Source organism: Mycolicibacter sp. MU0083, from assembly GCF_963378075.1.
GTDB classification, from domain to species: Bacteria; Actinomycetota; Actinomycetes; order Mycobacteriales; family Mycobacteriaceae; genus Mycobacterium; species Mycobacterium kokjensenii.
This window is the reverse complement of the sequence record NZ_OY726394.1, coordinates 1,987,754-2,001,940: the sequence shown is the minus strand read 5'-3', so window position 1 is coordinate 2,001,940 and position 14,187 is coordinate 1,987,754. Positions and strand designations below refer to the sequence as shown.

Here is a 14,187-nt window from a genome sequence, read left to right as displayed (position 1 = left end):
CGATCGCCGGCCGCGCGTAGAATTCGCTCCAATGTCTGGCCACGAATTCGCGGTGCCCGGGGGGCGGCATCCACTGGTAGCGCAACTGTCCGCGCTACACCGGTTCGGCGCCCTGCTCGACGTCGCCATCGTCGTGGTGGTACTCGCGCTGGCCAACCTGGTTGCGCACTTCACCACATCGTGGGCGGCCATCGCCACCGTTCCGGTCACCGCGGTGGGCCTGGTCGTCCTGGTCCGCAGCAGCGGCCTGAGCTGGACCGAGCTCGGTTTGGGTCGCGCGCACTGGAAGTCCGGGCTCGGTTACGCCCTGGCCGCAGTGCTGGTGGTGGTGTCGGTGATCGCGGTGGGCGTGCTGCTGCCCTGGACCCGGCCGATGTTCTTGAACAACCGGTACGCCACGCTGTCGGGCGCCCTGGTGGCCTCGCTGCTGGTCATCCCGCTGCAGACCGTGATCCCCGAAGAACTGGCGTTCCGCGGTGCCCTACACGGTGCACTGCACCGGGCGTGGGGTTTCCGCGGGGTGGCGGCGGCCGGTTCCCTGTTGTTCGGGCTGTGGCACGTGGCCACCTCGCTGGGACTGACCAGCAGCAACGTCGGCCTCAATCATGTTTTCGGCGGCGGGTTCCTCGGCATGCTGGCCGGGGTGACGCTCGCGGTCCTGGCTACCGGGGCGGCCGGTTTCGTCTTCAGCTGGTTGCGGCGGCGCAGTGGCAGCCTGCTCGCGCCCATCGCGCTGCACTGGTCGTTGAACGGGGTCGGCGCGTTGGCCGCGGCCCTGGTCTGGCACGTCTCGGCCTGAACCGATCCGGGTCCGGCCTGCGCCGGTTCCGTCAGACCAACAGCACCGCCGCGCCCGCGATCCGGCCGGCGGCCAGGTCGGCCAGTGCACGGTCGGCTTCACCGAGCGAATACTCCGGTGTGGTCACGGTGATGCGGTGGGTGGCCGCGAATTCGAGGAAGGCGCGGGCATCCTCGCGGGTGTTGGACGTCACCGACCGGATCTGGCGTTCGCGGAACAGGTGACGCTGGTAGTTCAGTGCGGGGATGTCGCTGAGGTGGATGCCCGCGATCGCCAGCGTCCCCCCGGCGTCCAGCGCCGCGCAGGCCGGCGGTACCAGGTCCCCCACCGGGGCGAACAGGATCGCCGAGTCCAATGGCACCGGCGGCGGATCGGCGGCACCCTGAGCCGAGGCCGCACCCAGCTCCAGCGCCAACTCCCGCCCCCGCAGGTCCCGGGTCATCACATGGACCTCGGCACCGCGCGCACGTGCGACCTGCGCGGTGATGTGCGCACTGCCCCCGAATCCGTAGATGCCCAACCGTCCGCCGGGTGGCAGGTTCGCCCGTTGCAGCGAGCGGTAGCCGATGATGCCCGCGCACAGCAGCGGCGCCAATTCGGCATCGCTGTAGCCCACGGGCAGGTGGTGCGCGAATTCGGCGGGGACGGTGGCGAATTCGGCATAGCCGCCGTCGTCGTCCCAGCCGGTGTAGCGCGACTGCGGGCAGAGGTTCTCATCCCCGCGGCGACAGTGGCGACAGGTTCCGCAGGTGTGCCGCAGCCAGGCTATGCCGACCCGGTCACCGACCGCGAAGCCCGCACCGGCCTCGGCGCCCATGGCGATGACCTCCCCCACCACCTCGTGGCCGGGAATCACGCCGGGACGGTGCACCGCGAGGTCGCCCTCGGCGACGTGCAGATCGGTGCGGCAGACCCCGCAGACATGGACCGCCACCAGTAGTTCGTCCGGTTGTGGCTGCGGAACCGCGGTGCTGACCCGCTCGAGGGGGTGATCCCGGATGGGTCCCGGACGGCGTACCCGCCACCCGGACATGACCGCACCGTCGGACTGCGACGCCATGAATCCATGGTGCGCGTTCTCGACCGTTACGGCTACCGGCGGCGAATCAGCCCGACGATGCCCAGTAGGACGATGGCACCGCCCAGCGAGACGAAGAAGGTGAACCACCGGCGACCGTGTTCGACATCCAGGCCCAACCAGCCGAGCAGCGATCCGCCGACGAAACCGCCGATCACACCGATCACGATGTTGAGCAGGATGCCCGAGTCAGCACGGTTCATGACGCGGTTCGCCAACCAGCCGGCGATACCGCCGATCACGAGGTAGGCCAGCCAGCTGACCGATGTCGGAGTGGACAGTCCCGCGGCGAGATCGAGATGGCTTGCGCCCATGGGCGTCGGCGACCCGAAGCGGGGCTAGGCGGCCGGCGCGGGTGCCGGGGCGGGTGCCGGGGCGGCGGGTGCCGGGGCGGCGGGTGCCGGTGCCGGGGCGGGTGCCGGGGCGGCGGGTGCCGGTGCCGGGGCGGGTGCCGGAGCCGGAGCCGGTCCGGGGATGGTGCCCGGAACCTGCTCGACGGGGGCCGGCGGCAGCGGCCGGATGGACTCCGCCAGGGCGATCGCCGCATCGGTGTCGACCGGGTTGTTGGCCGTTCCCAACCACACCACGAACCAGCGCTCGGCCTGCGGGCCGGTGCCGCCGTCGGCGGGCGGAACGCCGATCACGCCGCTCCAGATCTGACCGACCGGCTTGGCCGGGTCGGTGAACTTGACCTCGTAGTACGACGCGCTGCCGGTCAGTCCGCCGCCGTTGAGCGGAGCGGTCACCTGGTTGGCGCGGGTACCGGGGTAGGGCAGGAAGAACTCGCCCATGTCGGATCCGAGCCGGGTGGCCGCCTTGGCGTTGTCGGTCTCAGCGCTGGCGTAGAGCCGCTGGTCGAGCTTGCCGAGCACGATCCGGGTGTCGTTGGCCACCGGCGCCGGCTGCCCGGGCAACACCGGTTCGCCGTTCTTCTTGCTCAGCAGCGACGACCCGTACTCCAGGTGACTGGTGTCGGACTGCACCCAGCCGGCCGGCAGCACGAAGCTGAAGCCGCCGGCCACGTCGTCGACCCGGCCCAACTCGGGAGCCGCGGGCTCGGCGGCCGGGGGGTGCTCGTTGGGGTCGGTGGGTTCGGGCGCGTTCGGCGGCGCCGGCGGGGCATCCGCACCGGCCGACGGCGCGGGAGGCGGCGGTACCGGGTCCGCGTAAGCCGGTGATGTGGCGCCGAACGCCAGCACGCCGGCGAGCGCTGCGGCCCATGTCGTCGCGGCCAGCGCCCGAACGCCCCTTGAAGTCACGTCCACCTGTTTCATGGCAGAAAAACCTACCGCGTTGCCACCCGTACGCAAGTTACATCGCCGCGGGGTGTGTCGCGCGAAGCATCACCGCGCCCGCTTTGATCCCGAACCACACCGTCTCACCGGGTACCAACCGCAGTTCGGCCGCGGCATCGGCGGTGACATCGGCGGCCGGCCCGGGGGCGCCATCCGGTTGCCGGAGACCACGCACCCGGACCGAGCTGCCGCGGACCTCCAGTTCGGCGACCGTCACTTCGGTGAGATTGCGTTGGCTCCCCGATTGCGGCGGATCCCGATACACGGTCACCGCCTGCGGCGCGCAGACCGCGACGGCCGGTTGTCCGATCTTCAGACCCGGCTCCGCGGTGCCGTACCACCGGGCACCCCACGGCGTCCGCAGGACATCCTCGTCGTCGAGGACACCGGCGATCAGATTCACGCCGGCCAGTTGCGCCGCGAATCGACTGCGCGGCGCACCCAGCACGTCGACGACCCGCCCGGTCTCGACCACGCGGCCCGATTCGAGCACCAGCACGCGATCTGCCAGTGCGAAGACGTCCAACAGGTCGTGGGTGACCAGCACCGTGGTGCGGCCCGCCGCACCGAGGACGTCGCGCAGCACGGTGCGCACGTCGGTCGCCGCCCCCACGTCCAGGCCGGCCAACGGCTCGTCGAGCAGCATCACCTCCGGTTCGGCGGCCAGTGCCCGGGCGATCGCGACCCGCTGCGCCTGCCCACCGGAGAGCCGGCCCGGCCGGCGGTGCGCGAACTGCTCGGCCGCCACCGCACGCAACCACCGGGCCGCGGCCTGCCGGGCGGGCCTTCGACCGAATGCCGGGCGGCGCTCCCGTCCGCGCACCCCGAACGCCACGTTGGCCGCGACACTCAGATGCGGGAACAGCAGGGGGTCCTGCATCAGCAGTCCGATTCTGCGGTCGCAGGTGGGCACCTGCACACCGGCGGCGACATCGGTCAAGACGCGATCACCCACCCGGACGGTGCCCTCGTCGGGCACCAGCAGGCCCGCGATGACGTGCAGCAGGGTGGATTTGCCGGCGCCGTTGGGGCCCAGTACGGCCAGCACCTGCCCCGCCTCGACGTGCAACCGGACATCCATTCCGCGTTCGGCGACGACGGCGCGCAGCGTGAGATCGCCGGGCCCGCCGCTCACCCGATGCCGCCCAACCGCCGGGCGCCCAGGACCATCACCACCACGGCGGCGACCGCCACCAGCAGCAGTGACATCGCCGCGGCGGCATCGGCGTCGGACACCCGCTGCAGGTAGATGGCCAGCGGCAGGGTCCGGGTCACGCCCTCCCGCGAGCCGGCAAAGGTCAAGGTGGCGCCGAACTCCCCCAGCGACCGCGCGAACGCCAACACGGCACCGGAGATGAGGCCCGGGGTGAGCAGCGGCAGCGTCACCCGCCACCACACCGCACTGGGCCGAGCCCCCAGCGTGGCCGCCACCACCTCGTAGTCGGCGCCCGCGCTGCGCGCGGCACCCTCCAACGCGATGACCAGGAACGGCAGCGACACGAACGTCTGGGCGAGCACCACCGCCGCGGTGGTGAACGCCAGGTGGATCCCGGCGGCATCCAGATAGCGCCCCACCAGGCCGAGCCGTCCGAACACATACAGCAGCGCGATACCGCCGACGACCGGCGGCAGGACCAGGGGCAGGAGCACCAGGGGCCGCAGCAGTCGCACCACGCGCGCCCGACTGCGCGCCAGGACCAGGGCCATCGGCACGCCGAACAGCACGCACAGCACCGTGCTGGCCGCGGCGGTTCGCAGGCTGAGCTGCAGGGCGGTCAACGCGGACGGGCTGCTGACCAGCGCCCAGAAATGCGGCCAATCGACCCTGGCCGCGATCCCCACCAGCGGCAGCACCACGAATGCGGCGCCGATCGCGGCGGGGACATAGACCCAGCCCGGCAGGTCGGGACGCCGGCGGACCATGGGGTCAGGGCTTGCCGAAGCCGGCGCTGTGCAGGATCTGCTGTCCCGCGTCGGCGGTCACCAGGTCGACGAAGGATCGGGCCGCGGCGGTCTGCGGTGCGTCGCGCAGCAAGGCGATCGGGTAGGTGTTGACAGCGCCGGCCGCCTCGGGGAACTCCACGGTGGCCACCTTGTCCCCGGCGTGCAGTGCATCGGTGCGGTACACTACCCCGGCATCGGCCTGGCCGGTGGCGACCTTGTTGAGCACGTCGGTTACGTCGGGTTCCTCGCTGACCGGGTCCAGGGTGACCTGCGCGGTCTTCTGCACCTGCTGGGTCGCGGCACCGCAGGGCACCGGTACCTGGCACACCACCACGTCCAATCCGTCGTCGGCCAGGTCGGCGAACGAGCGCACCCGGTGCGGGTTTCCGGGGGCGGTGACGATCACCAGGGTGTTGGCGGCGAAAGGCACCGCGGCACCGTCGAGCAACCCGGCCTGGGCGACCTTGTCCATTTGGACGGTGTTGGCCGAGGCGAAGACGTCGGCGATCGCGCCCTGGGTCAACTGGGTGGCGAGATCGGAGGATCCCGCGAAGTTGAAGGCGACGGCCACATCGGGGTACTCGGTTTTGAATCGCGCGGCGATCTGGGTGAATGCCGGTTCCAGCGAGGCCGCTGCGAACACCGTCAGCGTCGGCTCAGCCGGACCGGAGCCGCAGGCCGACACCGTCGCCGCGGCCAGGATCACCACCGCGCCGCCGACCGCCCGGGTTCGCCCCATGGCTGGGAGCCTAGCGCGGGCCGCACCACTTGCCCTACGACGCGGTGACCAAAATCTCGGCGTGGCCGGATCGTGTCTGTGTCGAGTTCCGGGTGGCCCCGCAATACGGCTACCGTCCAGTAACATAGCTGCGAACACGAGGAGGTTCTTCCGATGGATGTGCTGGTCACCGGTGGTGACACCGAATTGGGTCGCGCTGTTGCCGAAGGGTTCAAGGACGCCGGTCACACGGTGACGCTGGCGGGTCTGCGCGGCCCGGAGCTCGAGGTCGCCGCCAAAGAGCTCGATGCCGAGGCCGTCATCTGCGACAACACCGACCCGGCCAGCCTGGCGCAGGCGCGGGGGCTGTTTCCGCACCACCTCGACACCATCGTCAATGTGCCGGCACCGCGGTGGCAGGGCGGCGACCCGCGCACCTACACCCTCGCCGACCAGGCCACCGCCTGGCGCAGCGCCCTGGACGCCACGGTTCTCTCGGCCGTGTTGACCGTGGGAACGGTCGGCGATCACCTGCGTTCCGGCGGATCGATCATCTCGGTGCTGCCGGAGAACCCCCGCGCGGGCGGTGCCGACGCGGCGATCAAGGCCGCGCTGTCGAACTGGACCGCCGGGCAGGCTGCGACGTTCGGCACCCGTGGGATCACCGTGAATGTGGTCGCCGCCGGCGACGGGGTCCGGCCGGGCTACGACGGACTCACCCGCGTACCGCCGAGCGGTTCAGCCGAAATCGCCCGCCTGGCAGTGTTTTTGACGTCTCCGGCCGCCCGTCACATCACCGGTGAGACCCTGCACGTCGGCCAGGGCGCGTTGGCCTGTTTCGGTTGATTGTGACGGGAGTGGCTAATCCCACAACCGGTGGATGAGGTGAGCGGCAATTAGGTCGACTAGCGTATCGGGGGAACGCAGTCACCGTCGAGGAGCAACCGGATTCCCATGAGCGCCCAGCCTGAAGTCACTGCGCCGCAGCCCCGACGCCACCAGGTAGTCATCATCGGGTCGGGATTCGGTGGGCTGACCGCCGCTAAGAAACTCAAGCGCGCAGACGTCGACATCAAACTGATCGCCCGCACCACCCATCACCTGTTCCAGCCGTTGCTGTACCAGGTGGCGACCGGCATCCTCTCCGAAGGCGAGATCGCCCCGTCCACCCGCGTGGTGCTGCGCAAACAGCGCAACGCCCAGGTGCTGCTCGGCGACGTCACCGGGATCAACCTGGCCGAGAAGTACGTCACCTCCGAGGTCCTCGGCCACACCTACAACACCCCCTACGACAGCCTGATCATCGCGGCCGGTGCCGGCCAGTCCTACTTCGGCAACGACCAGTTCGCCGAGTTCGCCCCCGGCATGAAGACCATCGACGACGCCTTGGAGTTGCGCGGCCGCATCCTGAGCGCGTTCGAGCAGGCCGAGCGGTCCAGCGACCCCGATCGCCGCGCCAAGCTGCTGACCTTCACCGTGGTGGGCGCCGGGCCGACGGGGGTGGAGATGGCCGGCCAGATCGCCGAACTGGCCAACTACACGCTCAAGGGCGCCTTCCGGCACATCGATTCCACCAAGGCCCGGGTGATCCTGCTCGACGCCGCCCCGGCGGTGTTGCCGCCGATGGGCGAGAAGCTGGGCCGCAAGGCCGCCGAACGGCTGAAGAAGATGGGCGTCGAGATCCAGCTCGACGCGATGGTCACCGACGTCGACCGCAACGGCCTGACCGTCAAGGACCCCGACGGCACCGTCCGGCGGATCGAATCCCAGTGCAAGGTGTGGTCCGCCGGCGTATCGGCCAGCCCGCTGGGCCGTGACCTCGCCGAGCAGTCCGATGTCGAACTCGACCGCGCCGGCCGCGTCAAGGTGTTGCCGGACCTGTCGGTACCGGGTCACCCGAATGTGTTCGTCGTCGGCGACATGGCCGCCGTCGACGGAGTCCCCGGAATGGCCCAGGGCGCCATCCAGGGCGCCAAGCACGTCGCGAGCACCATCAAGGCGGAGCTCGGCGGCGCCGACCCGGCCGACCGCGAACCCTTCCAGTACCTCGACAAGGGCTCGATGGCCACGGTGTCCCGGTTCTCCGCGGTCACCAAGATCGGGCCGCTGGAGTTCAGCGGGTTCCTGGCCTGGCTGGCCTGGCTCGGACTGCACCTGATCTACCTGGTCGGGTTCAAGAACAAGGTCAGCACCCTGCTGTCGTGGAACGTGACGTTCCTGAGCACCCGGCGGGGTCAGCTCACCATCACCGAGCAGCAGGCCTTCGCCCGGACCCGGCTCGAACAGCTCGAGGTGCTGGCCGCCGAGGCGCAGCGCGGCAGCGAGCGCGCGGTCAGTTAGCCGCCGGTTGCCGGCGCATCCGGTCAGCCGGGCAGGTTCTGCAACCGGACCTGACCGCGGGCGACCACGCGGTCGTCGGAATCGGTGATCGTCACCAACCACAGCTGCTGGCGGCGGCCGCGGTGGATCGGCGTGGACGCCGCGTGAACGCTCCCCGAGGAGACCGCGCGCAGGAAGTCGGTGTTGTTGTTGACCCCGACGACCGTGCCGTTCGCGTCACCGCCGTCCCGGTTGAGCCAGCTGTGCGCCGAGACACTGGCCACGCTTTCGATGATCGAGCAGTACACGCCGCCGTGCACGATGCCCGCCGGCTGGCAGAGTTTCGGCTGCAGCTCCAGCGTGGCCTTGGCGCCGTCCGGGCCGACGTCGGTGTAGACCAGCCCAATCTCGTTGTCGAAGGGCGCGGAGAACTCGGACGGAATCGTGGTGACGGCCATCTGCTTTTTGTACACGATCGCCGAGCCCGGACACGATCGGCGGCCTCGGCACCCGACCCGGTCACAGCAGGATCGCAGCAGACGCTCAGGCACTGATACGACACACCGTAGTAAACAAGGGTAGGCTAACTCCCATTGCCCGGGGAGTTGATGACAGACATGGCGAAACAGACCCACCTAGGGGACTTGGAGCGAGCGGTGATGGACCACTTGTGGTCGTCGCCGGAATCGCAGACGGTCCGCGAGGTCCACGAGGCGTTGTCGGCGCAGCGCGACCTGGCGTACACGACCGTGATGACGGTCCTGCAGCGGTTGGCGAAGAAGAACCTGGTATCGCAGATCCGCGACGACCGTGCGCACCGCTACACCCCGGTCCGCGGCCGCGACGAACTGGTCGCCGGACTGATGGTGGAAGCACTCGACCAGGCCGCCGACTCCGGCGACCGCCGCGCGGCGTTGGTGCACTTCGTCGAACGGGTCGGTGTCGATGAGGCCGCGGCGCTGCGGCGTGCGCTCGACGAACTCGAAGCCAAACATCGCATCGGCCTGCCAGGTAGCGGCCGACCCGCGTCCTAGGGAAGACTGACAGCGTGTCCGCGCTGGCGTTCTCCGTCGTCGCGCTGCTCCTGGTAGGGCCGGTCCCGGCTCTGCTGGCGCGCGCGAACTGGCCGCTACGCGCGCCTCGGGCCGCGGTCGTGCTCTGGCAGGCCATCGCGATCGCCGCGGTGTTGTCGGCGTTCAGCGCCGGCCTGGCCACCGCCACGCACCTGCTGCTGCCCGGGCCGGACGGTCGGCCCACGTCGACGATCATCGGCTCCCTGGAGCGCCTCGGGTGGGCGCGCTGGCTGTTCTGCGTCGCCGTGCTGGCGTTGACGCTGATCCTCGGGCTGCGGCTGACCTGGACGGTACTGCGGGTCGCGATCGGCACCCGGCAGCGCCGGGCGCACCACCGGATGGTGGTGGACCTGGTGGGGATGACCGACAGCGCACCCGCGGTCCGCACCAGTGGCCTGCGGATCCTGCAGGTGATGCAGCCGTTGGCCTACTGCCTGCCCGGGGTACGCAGCCGTGTGGTGCTCAGTTCGGGCACCCTCGACGCCCTCGGCGACACCGAACTGGCGGCGCTGCTGTCTCACGAGCGGGCCCATCTGCGGGCGCGGCATGACCTGGTGTTGGAAGCGTTCACCGCAGTCCACACCGCTTTCCCCCGGTTTGTGCGCAGCGCCAGCGCCCTGGACGCGGTACGTCTGCTGGTCGAGTTGCTCGCCGACGACGCGGCCGTTCGGGTTGCCGGCGCTCCTCCCCTGGCCCGCGCCCTGGTGACCTGTGCGTCGACCAAGGCGCCCGCCGGTGCGCTGGCCGCCGGCGGCGCCAACACGGTGTTGCGGGTGCAGCGGTTGTCCGGCCGGGGTAACAGTTCGACGCTGGCCGCGGCCGCCTATACCGCCGCCGCCGGGGTGCTCGCGGTACCCACGGTGGCGGTGGCGGTACCGTGGCTGACCGAGCTGCACCGACTGATCGCGGGGTAATCCCCGTCGCCCGGTCCGCCGGGCAGCGCAACCACCTACCACCGAAAGGCGAATACATGAGCGCGTCGGAAGTCGTCGGCACCGCCCAGATCGGCGTGACCGGACTCGCGGTGATGGGATCCAACATCGCGCGCAACTTCGCCCGACACGGCTACACCGTCGCGCTGCACAACCGTTCGGTCGCCAAAACCGACGCGCTACTGGAGACCTACGGCTCCGAAGGCAACTTCGTTCGCAGCGAGTCGATTCCGGAATTCCTTGCCGCGCTGGAGAAGCCGCGCCGAGTGCTGATCATGGTCAAGGCCGGTGACCCCACCGATGCCGTGATCGACGAGCTCGCCGACGCGATGGAGCCCGGCGACATCATCATCGACGGCGGCAACGCGCTCTACACCGACACCATCCGCCGGGAGAAGGCGATGGCCGCCCGCGGTCTGCACTTCGTCGGCGCCGGGATCTCCGGCGGCGAGGAGGGCGCGCTGAACGGGCCCTCGATCATGCCGGGCGGCCCGGCCGAGTCCTACAAGTCGCTGGGTCCGCTGCTCGAGGAGATCTCCGCCCACGTCGACGGCGTTCCGTGCTGCACCCACATCGGCCCGGACGGCGCCGGGCACTTCGTGAAGATGGTGCACAACGGCATCGAGTACTCCGACATGCAACTAATCGGCGAGGCCTACCAACTGCTGCGGGACGGGCTGGGACTGGATGCGCCGCAGATCGCGGAGGTGTTCACCGAATGGAACGCCGGTGACCTGGACAGCTACCTGGTCGAGATCACCGCCGAAGTGCTGCGGCAGGTCGACGCCAAGACCGGCAAGCCGCTGGTGGACGTCATCGTCGACGAGGCCGAGCAGAAGGGCACCGGACGCTGGACGGTGAAGTCCGCACTGGACCTGGGGGTGCCGGTCACCGGTATCGCCGAGGCCGTGTTCGCCCGGGCGCTGTCGGGCTCGGTGCCGCAGCGGCGCGCCGCGGCCGGTCTGGCCGCCGGCACCCTCGGCGACCGGCCCGGCGATGCGGCCCGGTTCACCGAGGACGTCCGCCAGGCGCTGTACGCCTCCAAGATCGTCGCCTACGCACAGGGCTTCAACCAGATCCAGGCCGGCAGCGCCGAATACGGCTGGCAGGTGACGCCCGGGGATCTCGCGACGATCTGGCGCGGTGGCTGCATCATCCGGGCGAAGTTCCTCAACCGGATCAAAGAGGCCTTCGACACCGAACCGGAATTGGTCAGTCTGCTGGCCGCCCCGTATTTCCGCAGTGCCGTGGAGGCGGCCATCGATTCCTGGCGTCGAGTGGTGACCACCGCCGTGAGCCTGGGCATCCCCGCCCCCGGGTTCTCGTCCGCGCTGGCCTACTACGACGGGCTGCGCACCGAGCGCCTGCCGGCGGCGCTGACCCAGGCGCAGCGCGACTACTTCGGCGCGCACAGCTACGGCCGGGTGGATGCGACCGGCAAGTACCACACCCTGTGGAGCGCCGACCGCACCGAAGTGCAGGTCTGAGCGGCTACCCCAGCAGGCCCAGCACGCCGTCGGTGAAGGCCTGCGGGTCCTCGATCTGCGGATAGTGGCCCAGCCCGGGCAGTTCGACGACGTCGGCGGCCGGGCGCAGTTCCCGCAACCCGTCGAGTACGTCGGTGGTGGCGACCGGATCGTCGAGCCCCCACACGAAGCCCAGCGGCTTGGGCCAGTCGCGCACCGCGCCGTGCCAACGCTGCGCGTACTGCACCCGTTCGTCGAGGTAGGCGCAGATCAGGTGCGCGATCCTGTTGCCGCCGTGGTGCCTGAGCAGGGCCCACTGCGCCTCGGCCTCCTCAGCGGTCAGCGGATGGTCGGCGCCGAACAACCGGCCGAACCCCCGCTCGAAACTGCGCCGGTTGGTCAACCGTGCGGCGAGCCCGCCGAACGGGCCGCGCAGGATTTTCTGGATCGGACGCAGACTGGCCCGCTCGAGGATCACACTGCCGTTGGTCAGCACCGCGCGCTGTAGGTCGAAGGAGAGCGTGCCGTCGATGTCGCGGGCCAGCAGTTCGGTGGCCACCGAGGTGCCCATGTCATGGGCGGCCAGCACCACCGGCCCGCCGGTGGTCGCCGCCACCACCTGCTCCACCAGGTCGGCCTGCTCGAACAGGCTGTAGCGATGCGGATTGGGTTTGTCGGACAAACCGAAACCCAGGAAGTCCATCGTCAACCACGACCGGCCGCCCAGCCGGTCCACCACCGCCCGGAAATCGTAGGAACACGACGGGAATCCGTGCAGCAGGACGACGGTGGGGCCGTCCCCGTCGGCCGAGCGCAGGAAGACACGGCCCGCCGAGGTCGTCAGCCACCGTCCGCCGTCGCGCCACTGCCGTACGCCGGCCGGCAAACCGTTCACCGTGTTGGAGGTCATCGACGCATTGTGCGCCGTGCCTCGTCCGGGCGTCGCACGGCCCGTCGGCTGGTATCGCCGAGCGGGCTGGCGGTACCGTGGCTGACCGGGCCGAAACGGTGTCGTCCGGGGGGCCGGACCCCGGCCCACGACGGGTGGAGGCGTCGCCGATGAGATTCGCCAGCGGATACGACCCCGCACACGATCTGACCTACAACGATGTGTTCATCGTCCCGAACCGCTCGGCGGTCGATTCGCGCCTGGACGTGGACCTGTCCACCCGCGACGGTTCCGGAACGACCATCCCGGTGGTGGTCGCCAACATGACCGCGGTGGCGGGCCGGCGGATGGCCGAGACGGTGGCGCGCCGCGGCGGCCTCGTGGTGCTGCCGCAGGACCTGCCGATCGAAGCCGCCCGGCACACCATCGCCTTCGTCAAGAGCCGCGACCTGGTGGCCGACACCCCGGTCGTGCTCTCGCCGGAGGACTCGGTGTCCGACGCGATGGCGTTGATCACCAAACGCGCCCACGGCATCGCGGTGGTGGCGGTCGACGGACGGCCGACCGGCCTGGTCACCCGATCCTGCTGCGAGGGGGTGGACCGGTTCACCCGGGTGCGTGACGTCGCTGTCCCCGAACTGATCAGCGCGCCGGTCGGTACCGATGCCCGCACGGTGTTCGAACTGCTGGAGCATGCGCCCGTCGCGGTGGCCGTGTTGACCAATCCCGACGGCACCCTGGCCGGTGTCCTGACCCGCACCGGTGCGATCCGGTCCGGGATCTACACGCCGGCCACCGATGCGGCCGGCCGGCTGCGGGTCGCGGCCGCGGTGGGGATCACCGGTGACGTCACGTCGCGGGCCGCCGCGCTGCTGTCGGCGGGGGTGGACGTGCTGGTCATCGACACCGCGCACGGGCACCAGGAGAAGGCCCTGCAGGCGATCCGCGCGGTCGCCGCCCTGGATCCCGGGGTCCCCCTGGTGGCCGGCAACGTGGTGTCGGCCGACGGCACCCGCGATCTGATCGCGGCGGGCGCCGACATCGTCAAGGTCGGGGTCGGCCCGGGCGCGATGTGCACCACCCGCATGATGACCGGGGTGGGCCGCCCGCAGTTCTCGGCCGTGCTGGAATGCGCGGCCGCGGCACGCGAACTCGGCGCGCACGTCTGGGCCGACGGCGGGGTGCGTCATCCCCGCGATGTGGCGCTGGCACTGGCCGCCGGCGCGTCGAACGTGATGATCGGCTCCTGGTTCGCCGGCACCTACGAGTCCCCCGGCGACCTGATGTTCGACCGGGACGGCAAGCCGTACAAGGAAAGCTACGGAATGGCGTCCAAGCGTGCGGTGGCCGCGCGTACCGCCGCCGACAGTGCCTTCGACCGGGCCCGCAAGGCCCTGTTCGAGGAGGGGATCTCGACCTCGCGAATGGCTCTGGACCCCGAACGCGGCGGCGTGGAGGACCTGCTGGACCACATCACGGCCGGCCTGCGCAGCACCTGCACCTACGTCGGTGCGACCGATCTGGTCGCGTTGCACGACCGGGTGGTGCTGGGAGTGCAGTCGGCAGCCGGATTCGCCGAGGGCCATCCGCTACCGTTCGGCTGGTGAGACGATGTCAGGTCGCATCGCGCGTGCGGTGTCGTACGCGACACGCCGAGGCGGACGGATGAAATCG

14 protein-coding genes and 2 pseudogenes are annotated in these 14,187 nt (G+C 70.4%); 7 read left to right on the top strand and 9 right to left on the bottom strand.

Annotated elements, in window-relative coordinates; genetic code table 11:
* The first annotated feature begins 31 nt into the window (after positions 1–31).
* Positions 32–799, top strand: coding sequence for a CPBP family intramembrane glutamic endopeptidase (locus tag RCP38_RS09210; RefSeq protein WP_308476856.1), 768 nt, complete (start codon positions 32–34; stop codon positions 797–799).
* Positions 800–830: 31 nt separating this feature from the next.
* Here the strand turns inward: RCP38_RS09210 and RCP38_RS09205 are convergent, their stop codons facing one another.
* From RCP38_RS09205 to modA, 7 genes and pseudogenes are all read right to left on the bottom strand, one after another.
* The gene (locus RCP38_RS09205; protein ID WP_308476855.1) at positions 831–1,859 is read right to left on the bottom strand and encodes a zinc-binding alcohol dehydrogenase family protein; all 1,029 of its coding nucleotides are present in this window, start codon (positions 1,857–1,859) and stop codon (positions 831–833) included.
* A gap of 32 nt (positions 1,860–1,891) precedes the next feature.
* Entirely contained in the window at positions 1,892–2,191 is a 300-nt protein-coding gene (locus RCP38_RS09200) for a GlsB/YeaQ/YmgE family stress response membrane protein (protein WP_308476854.1), read from the bottom strand.
* 24 nt (positions 2,192–2,215) lie between these two features.
* Complete coding sequence (locus tag RCP38_RS09195; protein ID WP_308476853.1) at positions 2,216–3,151, bottom strand: APA family fibronectin-binding glycoprotein; 936 nt, start codon at positions 3,149–3,151, stop codon at positions 2,216–2,218.
* Positions 3,152–3,188: 37 nt separating this feature from the next.
* Positions 3,189–3,818: a TOBE domain-containing protein gene (locus RCP38_RS20020; protein WP_416223211.1), complete on the bottom strand. Its 630-nt coding sequence runs from the start codon at positions 3,816–3,818 to the stop codon at positions 3,189–3,191.
* Positions 3,807–4,307 (bottom strand): annotated as a pseudogene (locus RCP38_RS20015) (ATP-binding cassette domain-containing protein); the annotation flags it as partial. The gene RCP38_RS20020 and the pseudogene RCP38_RS20015, both read right to left, overlap by 12 nt.
* Positions 4,304–5,095 (bottom strand): ABC transporter permease, encoded by a 792-nt coding sequence (locus tag RCP38_RS09185; RefSeq protein WP_308476852.1) that lies wholly within the window; start codon positions 5,093–5,095, stop codon positions 4,304–4,306. The pseudogene RCP38_RS20015 and the gene RCP38_RS09185, both read right to left, overlap by 4 nt.
* 4 nt (positions 5,096–5,099) lie before the next feature.
* Positions 5,100–5,855 carry a molybdate ABC transporter substrate-binding protein gene (gene modA, locus RCP38_RS09180; protein WP_308476851.1) on the bottom strand — a complete coding sequence of 252 codons (756 nt, stop codon included), beginning with the start codon at positions 5,853–5,855 and terminating at the stop codon, positions 5,100–5,102.
* Positions 5,856–6,008: 153 nt separating this feature from the next.
* On the opposite strand from modA, the gene RCP38_RS09175 reads away from it, so the two are divergent.
* Positions 6,009–6,680, top strand: coding sequence for an SDR family oxidoreductase (locus RCP38_RS09175; protein ID WP_308476850.1), 672 nt, complete (start codon positions 6,009–6,011; stop codon positions 6,678–6,680).
* Between the two features lie 108 nt (positions 6,681–6,788).
* Positions 6,789–8,175, top strand: a pseudogene (locus RCP38_RS09170) (NAD(P)/FAD-dependent oxidoreductase); the annotation flags it as partial.
* Between the two features lie 22 nt (positions 8,176–8,197).
* Here RCP38_RS09170 and RCP38_RS09165 read toward each other — a convergent pair.
* A complete protein-coding gene (locus RCP38_RS09165; RefSeq protein ID WP_373692477.1) occupies positions 8,198–8,611 on the bottom strand; it encodes a PaaI family thioesterase in 414 nt (137 codons plus the stop codon).
* Positions 8,612–8,770: 159 nt separating this feature from the next.
* Here RCP38_RS09165 and RCP38_RS09160 point away from each other — a divergent pair, with 159 nt between their 5' ends.
* The 3 genes from RCP38_RS09160 to gndA are packed head-to-tail and all read left to right on the top strand — an operon-like array spanning position 8,771 to position 11,645.
* Positions 8,771–9,187: a BlaI/MecI/CopY family transcriptional regulator gene (locus RCP38_RS09160; RefSeq protein WP_308476847.1), complete on the top strand. Its 417-nt coding sequence runs from the start codon at positions 8,771–8,773 to the stop codon at positions 9,185–9,187.
* A 14-nt stretch (positions 9,188–9,201) separates the two neighbouring features.
* Positions 9,202–10,140 carry a M56 family metallopeptidase gene (locus RCP38_RS09155; RefSeq protein WP_308476846.1) on the top strand — a complete coding sequence of 313 codons (939 nt, stop codon included), beginning with the start codon at positions 9,202–9,204 and terminating at the stop codon, positions 10,138–10,140.
* Between the two features lie 56 nt (positions 10,141–10,196).
* Positions 10,197–11,645 (top strand): NADP-dependent phosphogluconate dehydrogenase, encoded by a 1,449-nt coding sequence (gndA, locus tag RCP38_RS09150; protein WP_308476845.1) that lies wholly within the window; start codon positions 10,197–10,199, stop codon positions 11,643–11,645.
* Between the two features lie 4 nt (positions 11,646–11,649).
* Here the strand turns inward: gndA and RCP38_RS09145 are convergent, their stop codons facing one another.
* Positions 11,650–12,534 (bottom strand): alpha/beta fold hydrolase, encoded by an 885-nt coding sequence (locus RCP38_RS09145; protein WP_308476844.1) that lies wholly within the window; start codon positions 12,532–12,534, stop codon positions 11,650–11,652.
* A gap of 149 nt (positions 12,535–12,683) precedes the next feature.
* Here RCP38_RS09145 and RCP38_RS09140 point away from each other — a divergent pair, with 149 nt between their 5' ends.
* Complete coding sequence (locus RCP38_RS09140) at positions 12,684–14,120, top strand: GuaB1 family IMP dehydrogenase-related protein (protein WP_308476843.1); 1,437 nt, start codon at positions 12,684–12,686, stop codon at positions 14,118–14,120.
* Positions 14,121–14,187: the final 67 nt, after the last annotated feature.

Coding starts and splice junctions, on each gene's coding strand:
- RCP38_RS09205 (WP_308476855.1), bottom strand. CDS start 1,859: ATGGCGTCGCAGTCCGACGGTGCGGTCATGTCCGGGTGGCGGGTACGC.
- RCP38_RS09175 (WP_308476850.1), top strand. CDS start 6,009: ATGGATGTGCTGGTCACCGGTGGTGACACCGAATTGGGTCGCGCTGTT.
- RCP38_RS09160 (WP_308476847.1), top strand. CDS start 8,771: ATGGCGAAACAGACCCACCTAGGGGACTTGGAGCGAGCGGTGATGGAC.
- gndA (WP_308476845.1), top strand. CDS start 10,197: ATGAGCGCGTCGGAAGTCGTCGGCACCGCCCAGATCGGCGTGACCGGA.
- RCP38_RS09200 (WP_308476854.1), bottom strand. CDS start 2,191: ATGGGCGCAAGCCATCTCGATCTCGCCGCGGGACTGTCCACTCCGACA.
- RCP38_RS09165 (WP_373692477.1), bottom strand. CDS start 8,611: ATGGCCGTCACCACGATTCCGTCCGAGTTCTCCGCGCCCTTCGACAAC.
- RCP38_RS09195 (WP_308476853.1), bottom strand. CDS start 3,151: ATGAAACAGGTGGACGTGACTTCAAGGGGCGTTCGGGCGCTGGCCGCG.
- modA (WP_308476851.1), bottom strand. CDS start 5,855: ATGGGGCGAACCCGGGCGGTCGGCGGCGCGGTGGTGATCCTGGCCGCG.
- RCP38_RS20020 (WP_416223211.1), bottom strand. CDS start 3,818: ATGCTGCTCGACGAGCCGTTGGCCGGCCTGGACGTGGGGGCGGCGACC.
- RCP38_RS09210 (WP_308476856.1), top strand. CDS start 32: ATGTCTGGCCACGAATTCGCGGTGCCCGGGGGGCGGCATCCACTGGTA.
- RCP38_RS09185 (WP_308476852.1), bottom strand. CDS start 5,095: ATGGTCCGCCGGCGTCCCGACCTGCCGGGCTGGGTCTATGTCCCCGCC.
- RCP38_RS09140 (WP_308476843.1), top strand. CDS start 12,684: ATGAGATTCGCCAGCGGATACGACCCCGCACACGATCTGACCTACAAC.
- RCP38_RS09145 (WP_308476844.1), bottom strand. CDS start 12,534: ATGACCTCCAACACGGTGAACGGTTTGCCGGCCGGCGTACGGCAGTGG.